This is a genomic window from Bradyrhizobium diazoefficiens, assembly GCF_016612535.1.
Classification (GTDB): domain Bacteria; phylum Pseudomonadota; class Alphaproteobacteria; order Rhizobiales; family Xanthobacteraceae; genus Bradyrhizobium; species Bradyrhizobium diazoefficiens_C.
Genome location: NZ_JAENXS010000001.1, coordinates 713773 through 728649, shown reverse-complemented (window position 1 = coordinate 728649; position 14877 = coordinate 713773). Strand labels below are relative to the sequence as shown.

Here is a 14877-nt window from a genome sequence, read left to right as displayed (position 1 = left end):
TTCACATGAGCTGGCGCAAGGAAGAGCGCCGCGCCGAGCGCGGCTATCACCACGGCAATCTGAAGGAAGCCCTGTTGCAGGCCGCCCTCGGGCTGATCGCCGAGAAGGGTGCGGCCGGCTTCACCTTTGCCGATGCGGCGCGCATGGCCGGCGTCAGCGCGGCTGCGCCTTACCGGCATTTTCGCGATCGTGACGAATTGCTGTCCTCGATCGCCCAACGCGGTTTTGAGCAGTTCGAATCGCGTCTCACCGCGGCCTGGGACGATGGGCGCCCCGACACCGTCACGGCGTTCGAGCGTGTCGGTCGGGCCTATCTCGCCTTCGCCCGCGAAGAGCCCGCTTTCTACAACGCGATGTTCGAATCGGGCCTGCCGGTCGATGCCAATGCAGCGCTGCAGGCCGCAAGCGAGCGCGCATTTAACGTCATTCGCGCCGCCGCGGAGCGCCTTGCTGCGCTCGCCCCGCCCGGTGCGCCACGTCCGCCGGCGATGATGATGGCGCTGCACATCTGGTCGATGGCACACGGAATCGCCTCGCTGTTCTCGCGCGGTGACGCGGCACGACGCAAACTGCCGATGTCGCCGGACGAGCTGTTAGAAGCCGAGGTGCTGATTTATCTGCGCGGCCTCGGCTTCCCGACCGACCGCAGGCCGCAGGCGAAAAGCGCCGAGCCGCCGCCGGTGCCGCCGGAGGCTCCCTCCGGTTCTGGCGTGGCCTCCGGCGGACCTCCAGCCGGTCCTTGGGGCAAGCCGAAATAAAGTTGCGCAAATAATTCGGCCGACCTGTCACGCCCCCAGCTTGACAAAATCGCGGGATGATCTAGCTATGTAAATGTTATTTACATTCACAACGGCGCTGATGCCGTGATGGAGAAGGGAAATGGCCTACACCGCTGATGTCAATCGCTGGCGCGGCCCCTCGGACCAACAGCAGCAATACGAGCGGCCCCGCATGCTCGATACACCCTGGCATCCTGGCTGGATTGCCGTGACCATTCTCGGCTTCATCGTCTGGTGGCCGATCGGACTTGCCCTTCTCTTTTTCACACTCGGGAGCAGAAGAATGTCGTGCTGGAGCAACCAGGATCGCTGGCAGAGCAAGATGGAGCGGATGCAGTACAAGATGGACCGCATGCGCGGTCGTATGGAGCGCCGTGGCTTCGGCTTTGGCTTCGGCCCGCCGTCCTCGGGCAATCGCGCCTTCGACGAATACCGCACCGAGACGCTGCAGCGTCTCGAGGAGGAGCAGGTCGAATTCAAGAACTTCCTCGACCGTCTGCGCCACGCCAAGGACAAGGAAGAGTTCGACCAGTTCATGGCTCAGCACAAGACGCGTCCGACCCCGCCGCCGACTGATCAGCCGCAGGGGTGATCGAAACACCTCTCAAAGCCTTCAAGCCCATGCCCCCAAAGTCCTGATGGCCCCGAGCCGCCCGTCTGCGCACCCCGCAGGCGGGCGGTTTGGTTCTGGGGCACAGCATCCGGGCTCCTTGCCTCAGCGGCCGAGGAAGCAGTCGAACTCGATGCTAATGCACGGGCTCCGCGCCGGCTGAAACGTCCGGCTGCGATTTGCGTTCAGTGTAATGGAGGCGTAGGCCCGTCCTGCCATCGCGCCGCGAATGCCGTGCGCCTCCGCACCATCCACTCCTGCGAACCGAGGTCAAATGATGACAAGAGCCCGCCTGCTGATCGCGACCTCTCTTTGCGCCTGCCTCGTTGCCGTTCCCCTCGTCACCGCTATTGCCATGCAGCGCGACGAGCCCGAGGTCGCCGAACTCGGCCTGATCGGGGGCGTCATCCAGCTCGTGCATCGCGCCTACGTCCACCCGATCGGCTCGGACGAGCTGACCAACGACGTGCTCAAGGGCATGCTCAACCGCCTCGATCCGCACTCCGACTACATGGATGAGGGGGAATTCAAGCAATCGCAGGCCGACATGGCCGGCCGGTTCGGTGGGCTGGGCATCCAGATCAGCGAGCAGGACGGTTTGCCGAAGGTGATTTCACCGATCGACGGCACGCCTGCGGCGCGGGCCGGGATCGAGCCGGGTGACCAGATCCTCTTGATCGACCATGCCAGCGCACGCGGCATGCCTCTGAGCAAGGTGGTCGCGGTGCTGCGTGGCGATCCCGGCTCGACCGTGACGCTGACGTTGCTCCGCGGCAAGCAGGAGCCGCTGGACGTCACCTTGACGCGGGAAATCATCAAGGTGGAATCCGTCAAGTCGAAGCTGGAGCCGGATGGCGTCGGCTATGTTCGCATCAGCCAGTTCGGCGGAGACACCTCCGGCGGATTCAAGAGCGCGATCCAGGATCTCCAGCACCAGGCCAATGGCAAGCTGAAAGGACTTGTGGTCGATCTGCGCAACGATCCGGGCGGACTGCTGACGGCCGCAATCGATGTCGCCGGCGACCTGCTCGACGGCGGCACGGTGGTGAGCATCCGCGGTCGGGATGCCAGCGAGAACCAGAGCTTTGGCGCACCTGCACACGGTGACCTGCTTGCCGGCGTTCCGGTCGTGGTTCTCATCAACGGCGCTTCCGCTTCCGCCTCTGAAATCGTGGCCGGCGCTTTGCAGGACCGTCATCGCGCCAAGGTGATGGGCACGCAGAGCTTTGGTAAAGGATCGGTGCAAACCGTGATCCCGCTCAAGGGGCACGGTGCAGTCAGGTTGACGACGGCCCTCTATTACACGCCGTCCGGACGCTCGATTCAGGATGAAGGCATCACGCCCGACGTCGTTGCCGAGGCGCCCAAGGAGCAGCAGATCGCGGGCGGCGTCGTGCTGCGGGAGAGCTCGTTGACTGGGGCACTCGCCAATCCCGGCACGCTCAACGGCAGCGCGGCGCAGGCGCAAGCCGGGCAGGCCAAGCCGATCTCTTCACCGCCAATCAAGGCGGAGCTGATCGGCAAACCCGATGACGCCCAGCTCAAGCAGGCGCTGGCCTATCTCGATCACGGCAATCAAACCAACGGGCAGGCGCAGTGAGATCGCGCGAAAATCGCTTTGGCCGCGGCGAGAAACTCATCGCGGGTCGGCAGCAACAAAGGATTCTGGATACGAAAAACCCGCGGATGTAGCCTTACGGGGGACCATGCGGGCCGCTGGTGCGGCGTGGCGCGCGGGCGGCCCCGGGCCTATATTCAACACGCGCGAAGAAGGAGGCGGCGACGATGGCGGCTGCGACCTCGGCGAATGATGGTCTCTGGCAGGAGATCCGTGCTGAGGCACAACGTGCAATGGCGGCCGATCCTGTCTTTGGCAAATCCCTTGGCGAGACAGTCCTCGTCCATGACGATCTTGCCGCTGCCCTGGCAGATCTGATCGGCCGCAGACTTGGCGGTTCTGCAGCGGAGCGAGCGCGCTTCGTGGCCTTTGCCCTCGACGCGTTTCACGGCTCACCGGACCTGATCGAGACGTCCGGCCGCGATTTGCAGGCGATCGCGATCCACGATCCCGCCATCACCGGGCTGTTGTCACCGCTGCTACACTTCAAGGGGTACGCCGCGCTGCAAGCTTGGCGCGTCTCGAACTGGCTTTGGCATCGCGGCCATGTCGATGCCGCGCTCTTGTTTCAGAACGAGTCTTCCAATCTGCTGCAGGTCAGCATCCATCCCGCCGCGAGCATCGGTTCGTCGGTCTATCTCGATCACGCCACGGGCATCGTGATCGGCGCCAATGTGCTGATCGGCGAGGGGACCACCATCCTCCAGAATGTCAGCATCGGTCGCCGCAATGAACTGCCGGCGCGTTCGCCGCGCATCGGCCGCGGTGCCTACATCGGCGCCGGCGCGACCATCCTCGGCGACATTAGTATCGGCGATTTCGCGAAGATCGGCGCCGGCACGGTCGTGACATCAAACGTGCCCGGCGGCTGCACCGCGGTCGGCAATCCCGCGCGACTGACCAACTGCCCGGAGCCGGCCCCAGCGGCCTGACGCGCCGATCGGATCTATCCCGCCGCTTTCTCCGAAGGCCACGATTATCAGCCTCTGTCGCGGACAAGTCGAAACTCTCTAGCAATGGCGTTTTTCTGCACGCTTGGCGGAGCGGGAAGCGATCAGGCCTTCGGCCAGATGCGGGAGCTCGGGGGCAAAGCGTTCCGTCGATTGTCTGTCCGTCATGGCCGGCGACGTGGCATCGGCGAACGATGCGCCAAAGCTCGCAACCTTCGTTGCGGCGTTGCAGCGGGTACTTGCGACGACCGACGCGGCCTGAGTGCTGCCCGGCAGCTACGCACGGGTGCTTCGCGGCAAAATTGCCGCTGGAGGCAATTTCCCCGCCAAATCACTGGCCTGCCACCCTTTCCCGCAGCCAAATTCGCCTGCGGTAACCTCGCATTAACCATCGCCGGGCTTGGTAATCATGGACAATCGCGCCCAAAGCTGTCGTCGAGGCCCATAGTTTTGACATCTTGGCAGGGAATGCAGGCGGCGGCTTTGGACGAGCCCCTGCACCCCAGAAAGACAAGGCTTTGAGCGGGCTTGCCCCCGCGCCGGTGCTAGCGCGGCTGTTGGGGAACCGGCGGCGATTTAGCGCGCCGGGACATTAGGTAACGATCGCCAAGTAACGATCGCGTTGAGAGGATACTGCTGATGAATCCGGCCGACGTGGCTCAGTCCGCCCTTCCGGTTGCCGCCTCCGCCGACGTGTCGCTGATCGCGCTGTTCTGGCAGGCTCACTGGATCGTGAAATGCGTCATGCTGGGCCTGTTGTCCTGCTCGGTCTGGGTCTGGGCCATCGCCATCGACAAGATCTTCCTTTTTTCCCGCACCCGCCGCTCGATGGACCGCTTCGAGCAGGCGTTCTGGTCCGGCGAGTCGATCGAGGACCTTTACCGTACCCTCTCGGCTAAGCCGACGCACTCGATGGCGGCCTGCTTCGTCGCCGCGATGCGCGAGTGGAAGCGTTCCTTCGAGAGCCATGCCCGCTCGGTCGCGGGCCTGCAAATGCGGATCGACAAGGTCATGAATGTCTCGATCTCGCGCGAGGTCGAGCGGCTGGAACGCCGGCTGCTGGTGCTCGCTACCGTCGGCTCGGCCGGCCCCTTTGTCGGCCTGTTCGGCACGGTCTGGGGCATCATGTCGAGCTTCCAGTCGATCGCGGCGTCGAAAAATACCTCTCTGGCGGTGGTGGCGCCCGGTATCGCGGAAGCGCTGTTTGCCACCGCGGTCGGCCTTATCGCCGCCATTCCTGCCACTATTTTCTACAATAAGTTCACCTCCGAGGTGAACCGGCAGGCCCAGCGGCTCGAGGGCTTCGCCGATGAATTTTCAGCCATCCTGTCCCGCCAGATCGACGAGCGGGGCTGACGGACGGCATGTATAGTGTGAAGGCGAGATTGGGCATCAAGCCATGGGCATGAACGTAGCCAGTTCGTCCGGAGGCGGCGGGCGCCGCAGCCGGCGCAAGCCGGTCATGGCCGAGATCAACGTCACGCCGATGGTCGACGTGATGCTGGTGCTGCTCATCATCTTCATGGTGTCGGCGCCGCTGCTCACGGTCGGCGTCCCGCTCGACCTGCCGCAGACCCAGGCCAAGTCTCTCGACCAGAACGACCAAAAGCCGCTCCAGATGTCGGTCGACATCAAGGGGAAGGTATTCATCAACGATACCGAGGTGGCGCTGACCGATCTGATCCCGAAGCTGAAGGCGATCACGGATGCGCGCGGTGGACTCGAGGAACGCATCTATCTGCGCGCCGACAAGAAGGCGGATTACGGCACGGTGGCCAGGGTGATGGGCCTGTTGTCAGGTGCAGGATTCAAGAAGCTGGCGCTCGTCACGGAAGCGGATCAGGGGTCCTAAGCAGGTGAAGGTGAACGTCGACAAAACACTCGTTGCGTCGATTGCTCTCCACGTCCTCGTGATTGGATGGGGCTTGCTCACCTTTAGCAGCAGGGCCTTCATCGCACCGGAAGAGTCGCTGCCGATCGACATCATTTCCACCGACCAGCTGGCGCAGATCACCAACGGACAAAAGACCGGCAAGAAGGAAGAGCCGAAGCCCAAGGTCGAGAAGATCGCCGAGGCCAAGCCGGAGGAAGATGCCGTCGGCAAGGTCACCGAGAAGAAAGAGCTGATCAAGACCAACTCGACTCCCGACACGCCGCCGCCGAAGCCTGTCGAAAAGCCGGTCGAGAAGAAGCCCGATCCGCCGAAGCCGGTCGCCGAGACCAAGCCCAAGGAAGAGCCGAAGCCGCAGGAGAAGAAGCCTGATCCGGCCAGGGAAGATCCGATCGCGGAACTGCAGAAGAAGCTGGAGACCAAGAAGCCGCCGCCCAAGCCGGTGGAGCAAAAGGTCGCGGCCGTCCAGCCGCAGCAGCAACCGAAGCCCAAGGAGCGCACCTTCGATCCCGCGCAGATTGCCCGCGACCTCGACAAACGTGCCGCGACCCGACACGAGCTCGCTGGCTCAGCGCTGAATGCGTCCGCCTCGTTGGGCTCGACGTCCGGGACGGCCGCCACCAATGTCGCGACTTGGCAAGGTGCATTCCAGGGCGCGGTCAAGCGCTGCTTCACGCCCACCTACAACGGCCAGGACGCCAACCAGTACGAAGCCGACATCGACATTCCCATGAAGATCGACGGATCGCTCGCCTCGGAGCCCGTCATCGTTGCGGTGCGAGGACCGTCGCGGTCGATCGCCCAGGCAGTCGCCGAGAGCGCCAAGCGCGCCATAGTGCAGTGCCAAGTCTATTCGTTCCTGCCGAAGCAGCAATACGACACCTGGAAGCTCATTCCGATGACTTTCGGCCTGAAAGACATGTTGTGACATCCGAACAAAAGAATTTTGCGATGAATGACGTTCGATCGATGAACCGCCGCCGCTTCATGACCCTGACCGGATCGACGCTCGCGCTGCTCGGGGGCGGACAGGCCTTCGCCCAGCAGCCGCAGGGGCGGCTCCGTATCGATCCCACGGAGTTTCGGCCGATTCCGATCGCGATCACCAACTTCGTGCCGGGTTCGCCCGCCGACGGCGATGTCGGCAACGGCGTCACGCAGGTCATCACCAACAATCTGAAACGCTCGGGCCTGTTTGCCCCGATCGACCAGGCCGCCTTCATCGAGCGCATCAACAACATCGACGTCGCGCCGCAATTCCAGAACTGGAAGACCCTCAACGCACAGGCCCTCGTCACCGGCCGCATGACGCGGCAGCCGGACGGCCGGCTCAAGGCCGAATTCCGTCTGTGGGACGTGGTGACTGGCCAGCAGCTCGCCGGCCAGCAATATTTCACCTCGCCGGAATATTGGCGCCGGATCGCCCACATCATCTCCGACCAGATCTACGAGCAAATGACCGGCGAAAAGGGTTATTTCGACAGCCGCGTCGTGTTCGTCGACGAGTCCGGGCCGAAGGAGCGCCGCGTCAAGCGGCTCGCGATGATGGATCAGGACGGCGCCAATGTGCGCTATCTGACCCGCGGCGCCGACCTCGTGCTGACGCCGCGCTTCTCGCCGAACTCGCAAGAGATCACCTATATGGAGTTCGGGCAGGGCGATCCGAAGGTCTATCTCTTCAACATCGAGACCGGCCAGCGAGAGATCGTCGGCAACTTCCCCGGCATGACCTTTGCCCCAAGGTTCTCGCCGGATGGCCAGCGTGTCATCATGAGCCTGCAGCAGGGCGGCAATTCCAACCTGTTCGCGATGGACCTGCGCTCGCGCTCGACCACGCGCCTCACCGACACGCCGGCGATCGACACGTCTCCGTCCTACTCACCGGACGGCACCCGCATCTGCTTCGAATCCGATCGCGGCGGCAGGTCGCAGATCTATGTGATGGCGGCGGGCGGCGGAGCGGCGCAGCGCATCTCCTTCTCCAAGGACGACAACAACGCCACCTATTCAACGCCGGTATGGTCGCCGCGTGGCGATTACATCGCCTTCACCAGGCAAGGCGGCGGGCAGTTCTCGATCGGCGTGATGAAGCCTGATGGCACCGGCGAGCGGCTCCTCACGTCCGGCTTTCACAACGAAGGCCCGACCTTCTCGCCGAACGGGCGCGTGCTGATGTTCTTCCGCGATCCCGGCGGCAATAGCGGACCGTCGCTGTTCTCCGTCGACATCTCCGGCCGCAACGAGCTGAAAGTGCCGACGCCGGGTTTCGCCTCCGACCCAGCGTGGTCGCCGCTGCTGTCCGCGACCGCGGGCCAATAGATCGATTGCGCGTTAGCGACGCGCGATCTTTTCGAAAAGAAAAAGTGCGGATTTTTCGGGTTTCGGCGCGCGCGGCAAGCTTTCCTTCACCTTGTGCCCGGCAAGGCTTGCCTAGTTGCTTGATATTTCAGCAGAAATAGGTTCGCTATTGCCGAAAAACAACTCGACTTTAACGATGTTCCCTCAGAAAGGCTTCATCTGGTCTGGGTAAAAGTACGCTCCAAACAGGACGCGCGTACAAACCAAAATGCAATTCGCAGACCAGACCGGCGGGATAGATCAAAAGCCGACGAAGCTTTCGGCAGCGCTGATCGATTCGCTGTTCGAAGCGTCCGGCCCGCTGCTTGCGGGCGTCGTCTTCGTCTCCTTTGCAGCGGGCCTGACCGCGCTGAAGACCGGACAAAGCCTGCTGTGGGGGTGCGTCCTGTTTCTTGTCGTTGCGGGCGCGATCCGGGTGTTCTACCTCCAGCGCTTCGGCTCCCACAAGCCAGACCTCACAGCCGAAGAGGCCGGCAAGTGGCAGAAGCGCTATCGTGCTGGAGCGCTCATTCAGGCTGCCGCGATCGCCACATGGTGCTCGACCGCCTTATTGAGCAGCGACGATGCCGTCGTTCACCTCATTGCGCTGTCCGTCACCACCGGGATCGTGGCGGGAGGCGCGGGCAGGGCGTACGGACGTCCCTGGATATTCCACCAGCAGGCCCTGCTGCAATTCGGTCCCATCGTGATTGCCCTCGCAATCCGCGGCACGCCCTACTACATCGCGATGGCCTTCGTGAGCGCGGCGTTCCTGCTGGCGATCATGCAGCTCTCGGCCAATCTGCACAGAATCTTCATGCGGGCGGTCGTGGCTCGTGAACGCGAGGCGGCGCTCGCCGGCCAGTTCGATACCGCCCTGAACAACATGCCGCACGGTCTGTGCATGTTCCGCGTCGACAGGCAGCTCGCGGTGATGAATCACCGTTTCAGCGAGATGATGGACCTTCCCAACGATCTCGTTCGGAGCGGCTCCACCGCGCGCGATATCGTGGCCGCGTGTGTCAGCTCCGGCTCGATATCGGCTACCAGCGGCGAGATGATCATCGCCGATATCGAGAATTCGCAGGCGAAGGAGATCGTGACCGTCGATCCCGACGCGGAGAGAAACCGGTCATTGTCCTGGACGGTCCAGCCGATGGCCGACGGAGGCGCGGTGGTGCTGCTCGAGGACGTGACCGAGCGGTGCAATGCCGAGGCCAAGATCACCCATCTTGCCCGTTACGACGAATTGACGGCGCTGCCCAACCGCGTCCATTTCCGCAACGAGATCGAATCTCTGCTGGCCGCCTCGCATCACGCTGAGCGCCTCTCCGCGCTGCTGTTCATCGACCTCGACCAGTTCAAGCAGGTCAACGACACGCTCGGCCATCCCTGCGGCGATCAGCTCCTCTGCGCGGTCGCCAACCGCCTGCGCGAGATGCTGCGGCCGGACGATTTCGTCGCCCGCTTCGGCGGCGACGAGTTCGTCGTGTTCCAGCAGAACATCAGCGCGGCCGAGGACGCCGCGAGCCTTGCCCGCCGCGTCGTCGAGCGCCTGAGCGAGCGCTATCGGATCGACAATCATCTGGTCGAGATCGGTGCCAGCGTCGGCATCGCGCTGACCCCGCCGGAGGGCGCCAGCGCCGACACGCTGCTCAAGAACGCCGACATGGCGCTCTACCGCGCCAAGGCCGACGGCCGTGGCACCTTCTGCTTCTTCCGCGACGAGATGGCGGCGATCGTCGAAGCCCGCCGCATCCTCGAACTCGACCTGCGCAAGGCTCTCGCCAACGAGGAGTTCGAGCTGTTCTACCAGCCGCTGGTCAATCTGAAGTCCGGCAGGATCTCCACCTGCGAAGCGCTGCTGCGCTGGAATCATCCGGTGCGCGGCACGGTCTCGCCGGTCGACATCATCCCCGTCGCCGAGGACATGGGTCTGATCGTCGATCTCGGCCGCTGGATCCTGCGCCGCGCCTGCATGGAATGCATGAAGTGGCCGGAGGGCGTCAGCGTCGCGGTCAACTTCTCGCCGCAGCAATTCCACCAGCGCGACGTGCTGAGCGAGATCCGCTACGCGCTCGAAGTGTCGGGCCTGCCGGCGCACCGCCTCGAGATCGAGATCACCGAATCTTCGCTGCTGCGCAACACCCAGCTCACCCACGACATCCTGTCCCAGCTGCATGCGCTCGGCGTGCGCATTTCACTGGACGATTTCGGCACCGGCTATTCGAGCCTCAGCTATCTGCACAACTTCCCGATGCAGAAGGTCAAGATCGACCGCTCCTTCCTCGAGGGCATCGACACCGACCGCCCGCTGACGCTGCTTCGCGGCGTGGCGCGGCTGTCGGCCGACCTCGGCATGGCCGTCGTGGTCGAGGGCATCGAGACCAGCGAGCAACTCGACTTGATCAGCGCCGATGGCACCGTCACGGAAGGACAGGGCTACCTGTTCAGCCGTCCCGTCCCCGCCGCGCGGGTCCGTCAATTGCTCAGTGCTTCGCATGGCAATCGCTTGCAGGAGCAGTTGATCCTAGTCTCCTCGCGATCACTCGCCTAAGCTTCACGCGACGCCCAATCCTGTCTCGATATTGCGGGCCGTATCCGTGGTTTTCCGGCCTCCAAAGGTTAACCCTAACCGTTCTAAGGCTTTGCAATTGCGTTAAGGAACCTTTAATCTTTCAGTACTCGCGGAAGTTGTTTGGAAGTTTTGGAGTATCGGATGTCGTCTCAAGGCGAGCTACGCAGGCCCTCGCCAGTACGCGGGGCAGCGCTGTTCGATCGTATCGACTACCGCCTGATCGAGAGTCCCGAAGACAGAGATTCGATCTTTCATCTTCGCTACAAGGCATATCTGAATGGTGGTTTGATTTTACCATCTGAGACTTGTCAGGTCCGTGATGTCTATGACGACGCGCCCAATGTCTGGATATTCGGGGTTTACGTCGACGGAGAGCTGTGCAGCTCCGTCCGCATTCATGTCCTGACGCAGGAATGCCGCTTATCCTATTCGACCGAATTGTACGGCGATGTTCTCCACAGGCGGCTGGATCAAGGCGAGGTTTTCGTCGATCCGGCGCGGCTTGCTGCCGATCCCGACAAAGCCAAGCGACTTCCAGAACTCCCTTACCTTACGCTGCGGCTGGCCTATCTGGCTTGCGAGTATTTCAATGCCGATACCGGCCTCGCGATGGTGCGTCCCGATCACCAGCCGTTTTATCGTCGTGTCTTTTTGCATGAGCCCGTGGCCGAGCCGCGCGCGTTCCCCGGCTGGCATACGATGAAGACGTCGTTGATGGCGTCGGATTTCCGGAACCTGCGGGAAAAGGTGCTGACACGCTTTCCCATCATGCGTTCGAACGCGTTTGAACGGCGGATGCTGTTCGAACGCGTTGATCAACGACCGGCCGTGCTCCGGCAGGTGCTCGTTTCAGCGCCGCTCAGTCCGTCAGCCGCGCCCTTGGCCTGATCGGCGCCGGTTCCCCCCCCGTCGCCGCCTTGCGGTCCCGCAAAAGCACACCGTCCCGCAAAACCGGCGTTTCGCCGGTTAACGCGGCTTGCCTTCACCCTTGCGCCACATTTACAACCCATTAACCATGACGGGTGCTTTTCGCTGGTTGGGGGCTTTTGATCGGCTGAGGCAAGGTTCCGTCAAGGTTGACGGAACGTTCGCTTAACCAACCCCCTGTAGACCGGACAGCAGTGGACGAACGTGAGCGTGGAGGCTCCGGAATGAAATATCCTATGCGTATCCTCCAGGGATTGAAGCTGGCCGCGGTGCTTGCCATCGCCCTGTCGATGGGCGCCTGCGCCAACAAGAACTTGGGTATGGACGCCAATGCGAGCGCGGCGACGCCGGGCAGCCAGCAGGACTTCGTCGTGAACGTGGGCGACCGCGTATTCTTCGAGAGCGATCAGACCGATCTGACCCCGCAGGCGATCGTGACGCTGGAGAAGCAGGCGCAGTGGCTGCAGACCTATCCGCGCTACTCCTTCACCATCGAGGGTCACGCCGACGAGCGCGGCACCCGCGAATACAACATCGCCCTCGGCGCCCGCCGCGCCCAGTCGGTGCGCGCGTTCCTCGCCTCGCGCGGCATCGATGCGAACCGCATGCGCACGATCTCCTACGGCAAGGAGCGCCCCGTCGCCGTCTGCAACGACATCTCCTGCTGGTCGCAGAACCGTCGCGCTGTGACCGTGCTGAACGCGAGCTCCTGACCTTCAGTCAGCCGCTGTTCATCTTCAGAAACCGATGATGCCGGCGCCCTCTCGGGCGCCGGTTTCGTTTCAGCGATCTGTGACCGAAACCCCGTGGTGCCAGCCACATTTTTGGCGTACTGCCTTTCAAAGTGTGGCGCGTCGCATGTTCCGTTGCAGATTTTGTTTTCGTCGTCAGGGCAAGATGTCATCCAGATTCAAGGCAATTAACGGCACCGTGGCGTTCGCCGCGCTGCTCTCTTTGCGCGCGTTGTGCGCGCCCGCCTTCGCCCAATCGGACGACGGCGACCCCGAGATGCGGATCGAGCGGCTGGAAAACCAGCTGCGCCAGCTCACCGGCCAGAACGAAGAGCTGCAATATCGCAACCGCCAGCTCGAAGAGCGGCTGCGGGCGCTCGACGGCGGCGCGCAAAGCGCGACGCCCGGACAGCCGGCCCAGCCCAATGTCGCCGCCATGCCGCCCGCGCAGGTCGCTCCCGGCTATCGCCAGCCGCCGCCGCAGCAACAGGCCACGCAACCGAATTACGAGCAGCCGCAGATCGCGGCTCCCGCGCCGATCGTTCAGGAACAGCCGGGCCCCGGCGCCCCCGGCACGCGCCGCCGCGGCGATGCCTTCGATCCGAGCCAGAATCCAAGTGCGCCCGGCGCGCCGCGTGCGCTCGGTGGCGGCCAGCAGCCGATGTCGGCAGGGGGTCAGGGTGGCGCGCCCGGTGGCCGCAGCCCCGGCGAGCCGCTCGATCTCAGCAACAATGGCGGTCGCTATCCGCAGGCCGCAGCTCCGGCCCAGCCCGGCTATCCGCCGCAAGCCGGCGGGACGGGTCTTACGACCCTGCCGCCCTCGGCCAGGCCGCGCGACGAGTTCGACCTCGGCATCGGCTACATGCAGCGCAAGGACTATGCGCTCGCCGAGCAGACCATGAAGAACTTTGCGCAGAAATATCCGAGCGACCCCTTGCTCGGCGATGCGCAATATTGGCTCGGCGAGAGCTATTTCCAGCGCCAGCAATATCGCGACTCCGCGGAGGCCTTCCTCGCCGTCACGACAAAGTACGACAAATCGGCCAAGGCGCCGGATGCGCTGTTGCGGCTCGGCCAGTCGCTCGCCGCGCTGAAGGAGAAGGAGGCCGCCTGCGCCGCCTTCGGCGAGGTCGGCCGCAAATATCCGCGTGCGTCGGCCGGCGTCAAAGCCGCGGTCGACCGCGAGCAGAAGCGGGTGAAGTGCTAGGGCATGATCCGGACCCGAAGGGCCGCGTTAGCGCAAAGTGTGCAGCGGTTTTCCGAAAGGATCATGCCCCAACTAAAATCGCGCTTGGCGTGCGGCGGCGCTCGCTGACAAGGCAGAGGGCGCTGCGCTAGAGTTGCGCCCGCCATCCGCCTGCCATTGCTGGGCCGCGTCATGTCAGACGACGACAATTCTCCGATCTCGGCGCGCGCGGCGAAGCAGCTCTTCGCCGAGCTGAAAAGCGCGCCCGCGCTGGTGCTCGCGGTCTCCGGCGGGCCCGACTCGGTCGCGCTGATGTGGCTCGCGGCGCGCTGGCGGCGCAGCCTTGCCCGCGGTCCGGAGCTCACGGTCGTCACCGTCGATCACGGCCTGCGGCCGGAGGCGGCGCGCGAGGCGCGCGAGGTCAAGCGGCTCGCGGCCGAGCTTGGCCTGGTGCACCGGACCCTGCGCTGGCGTGATGCAAAGCCGAAGACAGGATTACCCGCCGCGGCGCGCGAGGCCCGCTACCGCCTGCTTGCCCAGGCCGCGCGCAAGGCCGGCGCGAGCCACGTGCTGACCGCCCATACCCGTGACGACCAGGCCGAGACGCTGCTGATGCGGCTGCTGCGCGGCAGCGGCATTGCCGGGCTGGCGGCGATGGCGCGCCTCACGACGCGCGACGACATTGTCTTGGCGCGGCCGTTGCTCGACGTCCCGAAGTCGCAGCTCATCGCGACCCTGAAGCGGGCGAAGGTCGGCTTCGCCGACGATCCTACCAACCGCGACGCTGCCTTCACGCGGCCCCGGTTGCGGGCGCTGCTGCCGCAGCTCGCAGCCGAGGGCGGCGATGCCCGCACGCTGGCGCGGCTGTCGGCGCGGCTCGCCCGCGCCAATGCCGCGGTCGAGGTGCTGACTGACGGTGCCGAGCGCTTCGTTCGATTGCGGGATCGCGGCGATGCGCCGCAGCATGACGTTCGCAGCTTCGTGGCCACGGCCTTTGCCACCTTGCCGGAAGAAGTCCGGCTGCGGCTCTTGCTGCGGGCGATCGGCGCGCTCGGGCACGAAGGGCCGGCGGAACTCGGCAAGGTCGAGACTCTCCTGGCCACGCTCGATCGGGCCATCGCGACTGATCTGGCCACGGATTCCCGTGCACCCGCAAATGGCCGTGCCATCCTGAAGCAGACCCTGGCGGGAGCCTTGATCAGCTTGGCCGGGGGGCGTATCCACATCGCGCCTGCGCCGGCCCGGCGGTCAAAAGGCGGATGAGGGCGGA

At 64.2% G+C, this 14877-nt stretch carries 13 protein-coding genes; all 13 read left to right on the top strand.

Going from position 1 to position 14877, the window contains the following annotated elements; all coding sequences use genetic code 11:
* Positions 1 to 5 precede the first annotated feature (5 nt).
* On the top strand, positions 6 to 758 hold the full coding sequence (locus JJE66_RS03410) for a TetR/AcrR family transcriptional regulator (RefSeq protein ID WP_200512703.1): 753 nt from the start codon (positions 6 to 8) through the stop codon (positions 756 to 758).
* 121 nt (positions 759 to 879) lie between these two features.
* Positions 880 to 1371, top strand: coding sequence for a DUF2852 domain-containing protein (locus tag JJE66_RS03405; RefSeq protein ID WP_200512702.1), 492 nt, complete (start codon positions 880 to 882; stop codon positions 1369 to 1371).
* Between the two features lie 292 nt (positions 1372 to 1663).
* The gene (locus JJE66_RS03400) at positions 1664 to 2989 is read left to right on the top strand and encodes a S41 family peptidase (protein WP_246756048.1); all 1326 of its coding nucleotides are present in this window, start codon (positions 1664 to 1666) and stop codon (positions 2987 to 2989) included.
* 185 nt (positions 2990 to 3174) lie between these two features.
* Positions 3175 to 3939 (top strand): DapH/DapD/GlmU-related protein, encoded by a 765-nt coding sequence (locus tag JJE66_RS03395; RefSeq protein ID WP_200512701.1) that lies wholly within the window; start codon positions 3175 to 3177, stop codon positions 3937 to 3939.
* A 657-nt stretch (positions 3940 to 4596) separates the two neighbouring features.
* Positions 4597 to 5313: a protein TolQ gene (gene tolQ / locus JJE66_RS03390; protein ID WP_200512700.1), complete on the top strand. Its 717-nt coding sequence runs from the start codon at positions 4597 to 4599 to the stop codon at positions 5311 to 5313.
* Positions 5314 to 5356: 43 nt separating this feature from the next.
* Entirely contained in the window at positions 5357 to 5809 is a 453-nt protein-coding gene (tolR, locus tag JJE66_RS03385) for a protein TolR (RefSeq protein ID WP_128964211.1), read from the top strand.
* A gap of 4 nt (positions 5810 to 5813) precedes the next feature.
* Complete coding sequence (locus JJE66_RS03380) at positions 5814 to 6776, top strand: protein TolA (RefSeq protein ID WP_200512699.1); 963 nt, start codon at positions 5814 to 5816, stop codon at positions 6774 to 6776.
* Between the two features lie 41 nt (positions 6777 to 6817).
* Positions 6818 to 8167: a Tol-Pal system beta propeller repeat protein TolB gene (gene tolB, locus JJE66_RS03375; RefSeq protein ID WP_200515258.1), complete on the top strand. Its 1350-nt coding sequence runs from the start codon at positions 6818 to 6820 to the stop codon at positions 8165 to 8167.
* Between the two features lie 247 nt (positions 8168 to 8414).
* Positions 8415 to 10742 (top strand): bifunctional diguanylate cyclase/phosphodiesterase, encoded by a 2328-nt coding sequence (locus JJE66_RS03370; RefSeq protein ID WP_200512698.1) that lies wholly within the window; start codon positions 8415 to 8417, stop codon positions 10740 to 10742.
* A 162-nt stretch (positions 10743 to 10904) separates the two neighbouring features.
* Complete coding sequence (locus JJE66_RS03365; RefSeq protein WP_200512697.1) at positions 10905 to 11651, top strand: N-acyl amino acid synthase FeeM domain-containing protein; 747 nt, start codon at positions 10905 to 10907, stop codon at positions 11649 to 11651.
* A 263-nt stretch (positions 11652 to 11914) separates the two neighbouring features.
* Complete coding sequence (gene pal / locus JJE66_RS03360) at positions 11915 to 12403, top strand: peptidoglycan-associated lipoprotein Pal (RefSeq protein WP_200512696.1); 489 nt, start codon at positions 11915 to 11917, stop codon at positions 12401 to 12403.
* A 184-nt stretch (positions 12404 to 12587) separates the two neighbouring features.
* Positions 12588 to 13628, top strand: a complete 1041-nt coding sequence (gene ybgF / locus JJE66_RS03355; RefSeq protein WP_200512695.1) for a tol-pal system protein YbgF — start codon at positions 12588 to 12590, stop codon at positions 13626 to 13628.
* Positions 13629 to 13799: 171 nt separating this feature from the next.
* Complete coding sequence (tilS, locus tag JJE66_RS03350; protein WP_200512694.1) at positions 13800 to 14870, top strand: tRNA lysidine(34) synthetase TilS; 1071 nt, start codon at positions 13800 to 13802, stop codon at positions 14868 to 14870.
* Positions 14871 to 14877 lie beyond the last annotated feature (7 nt).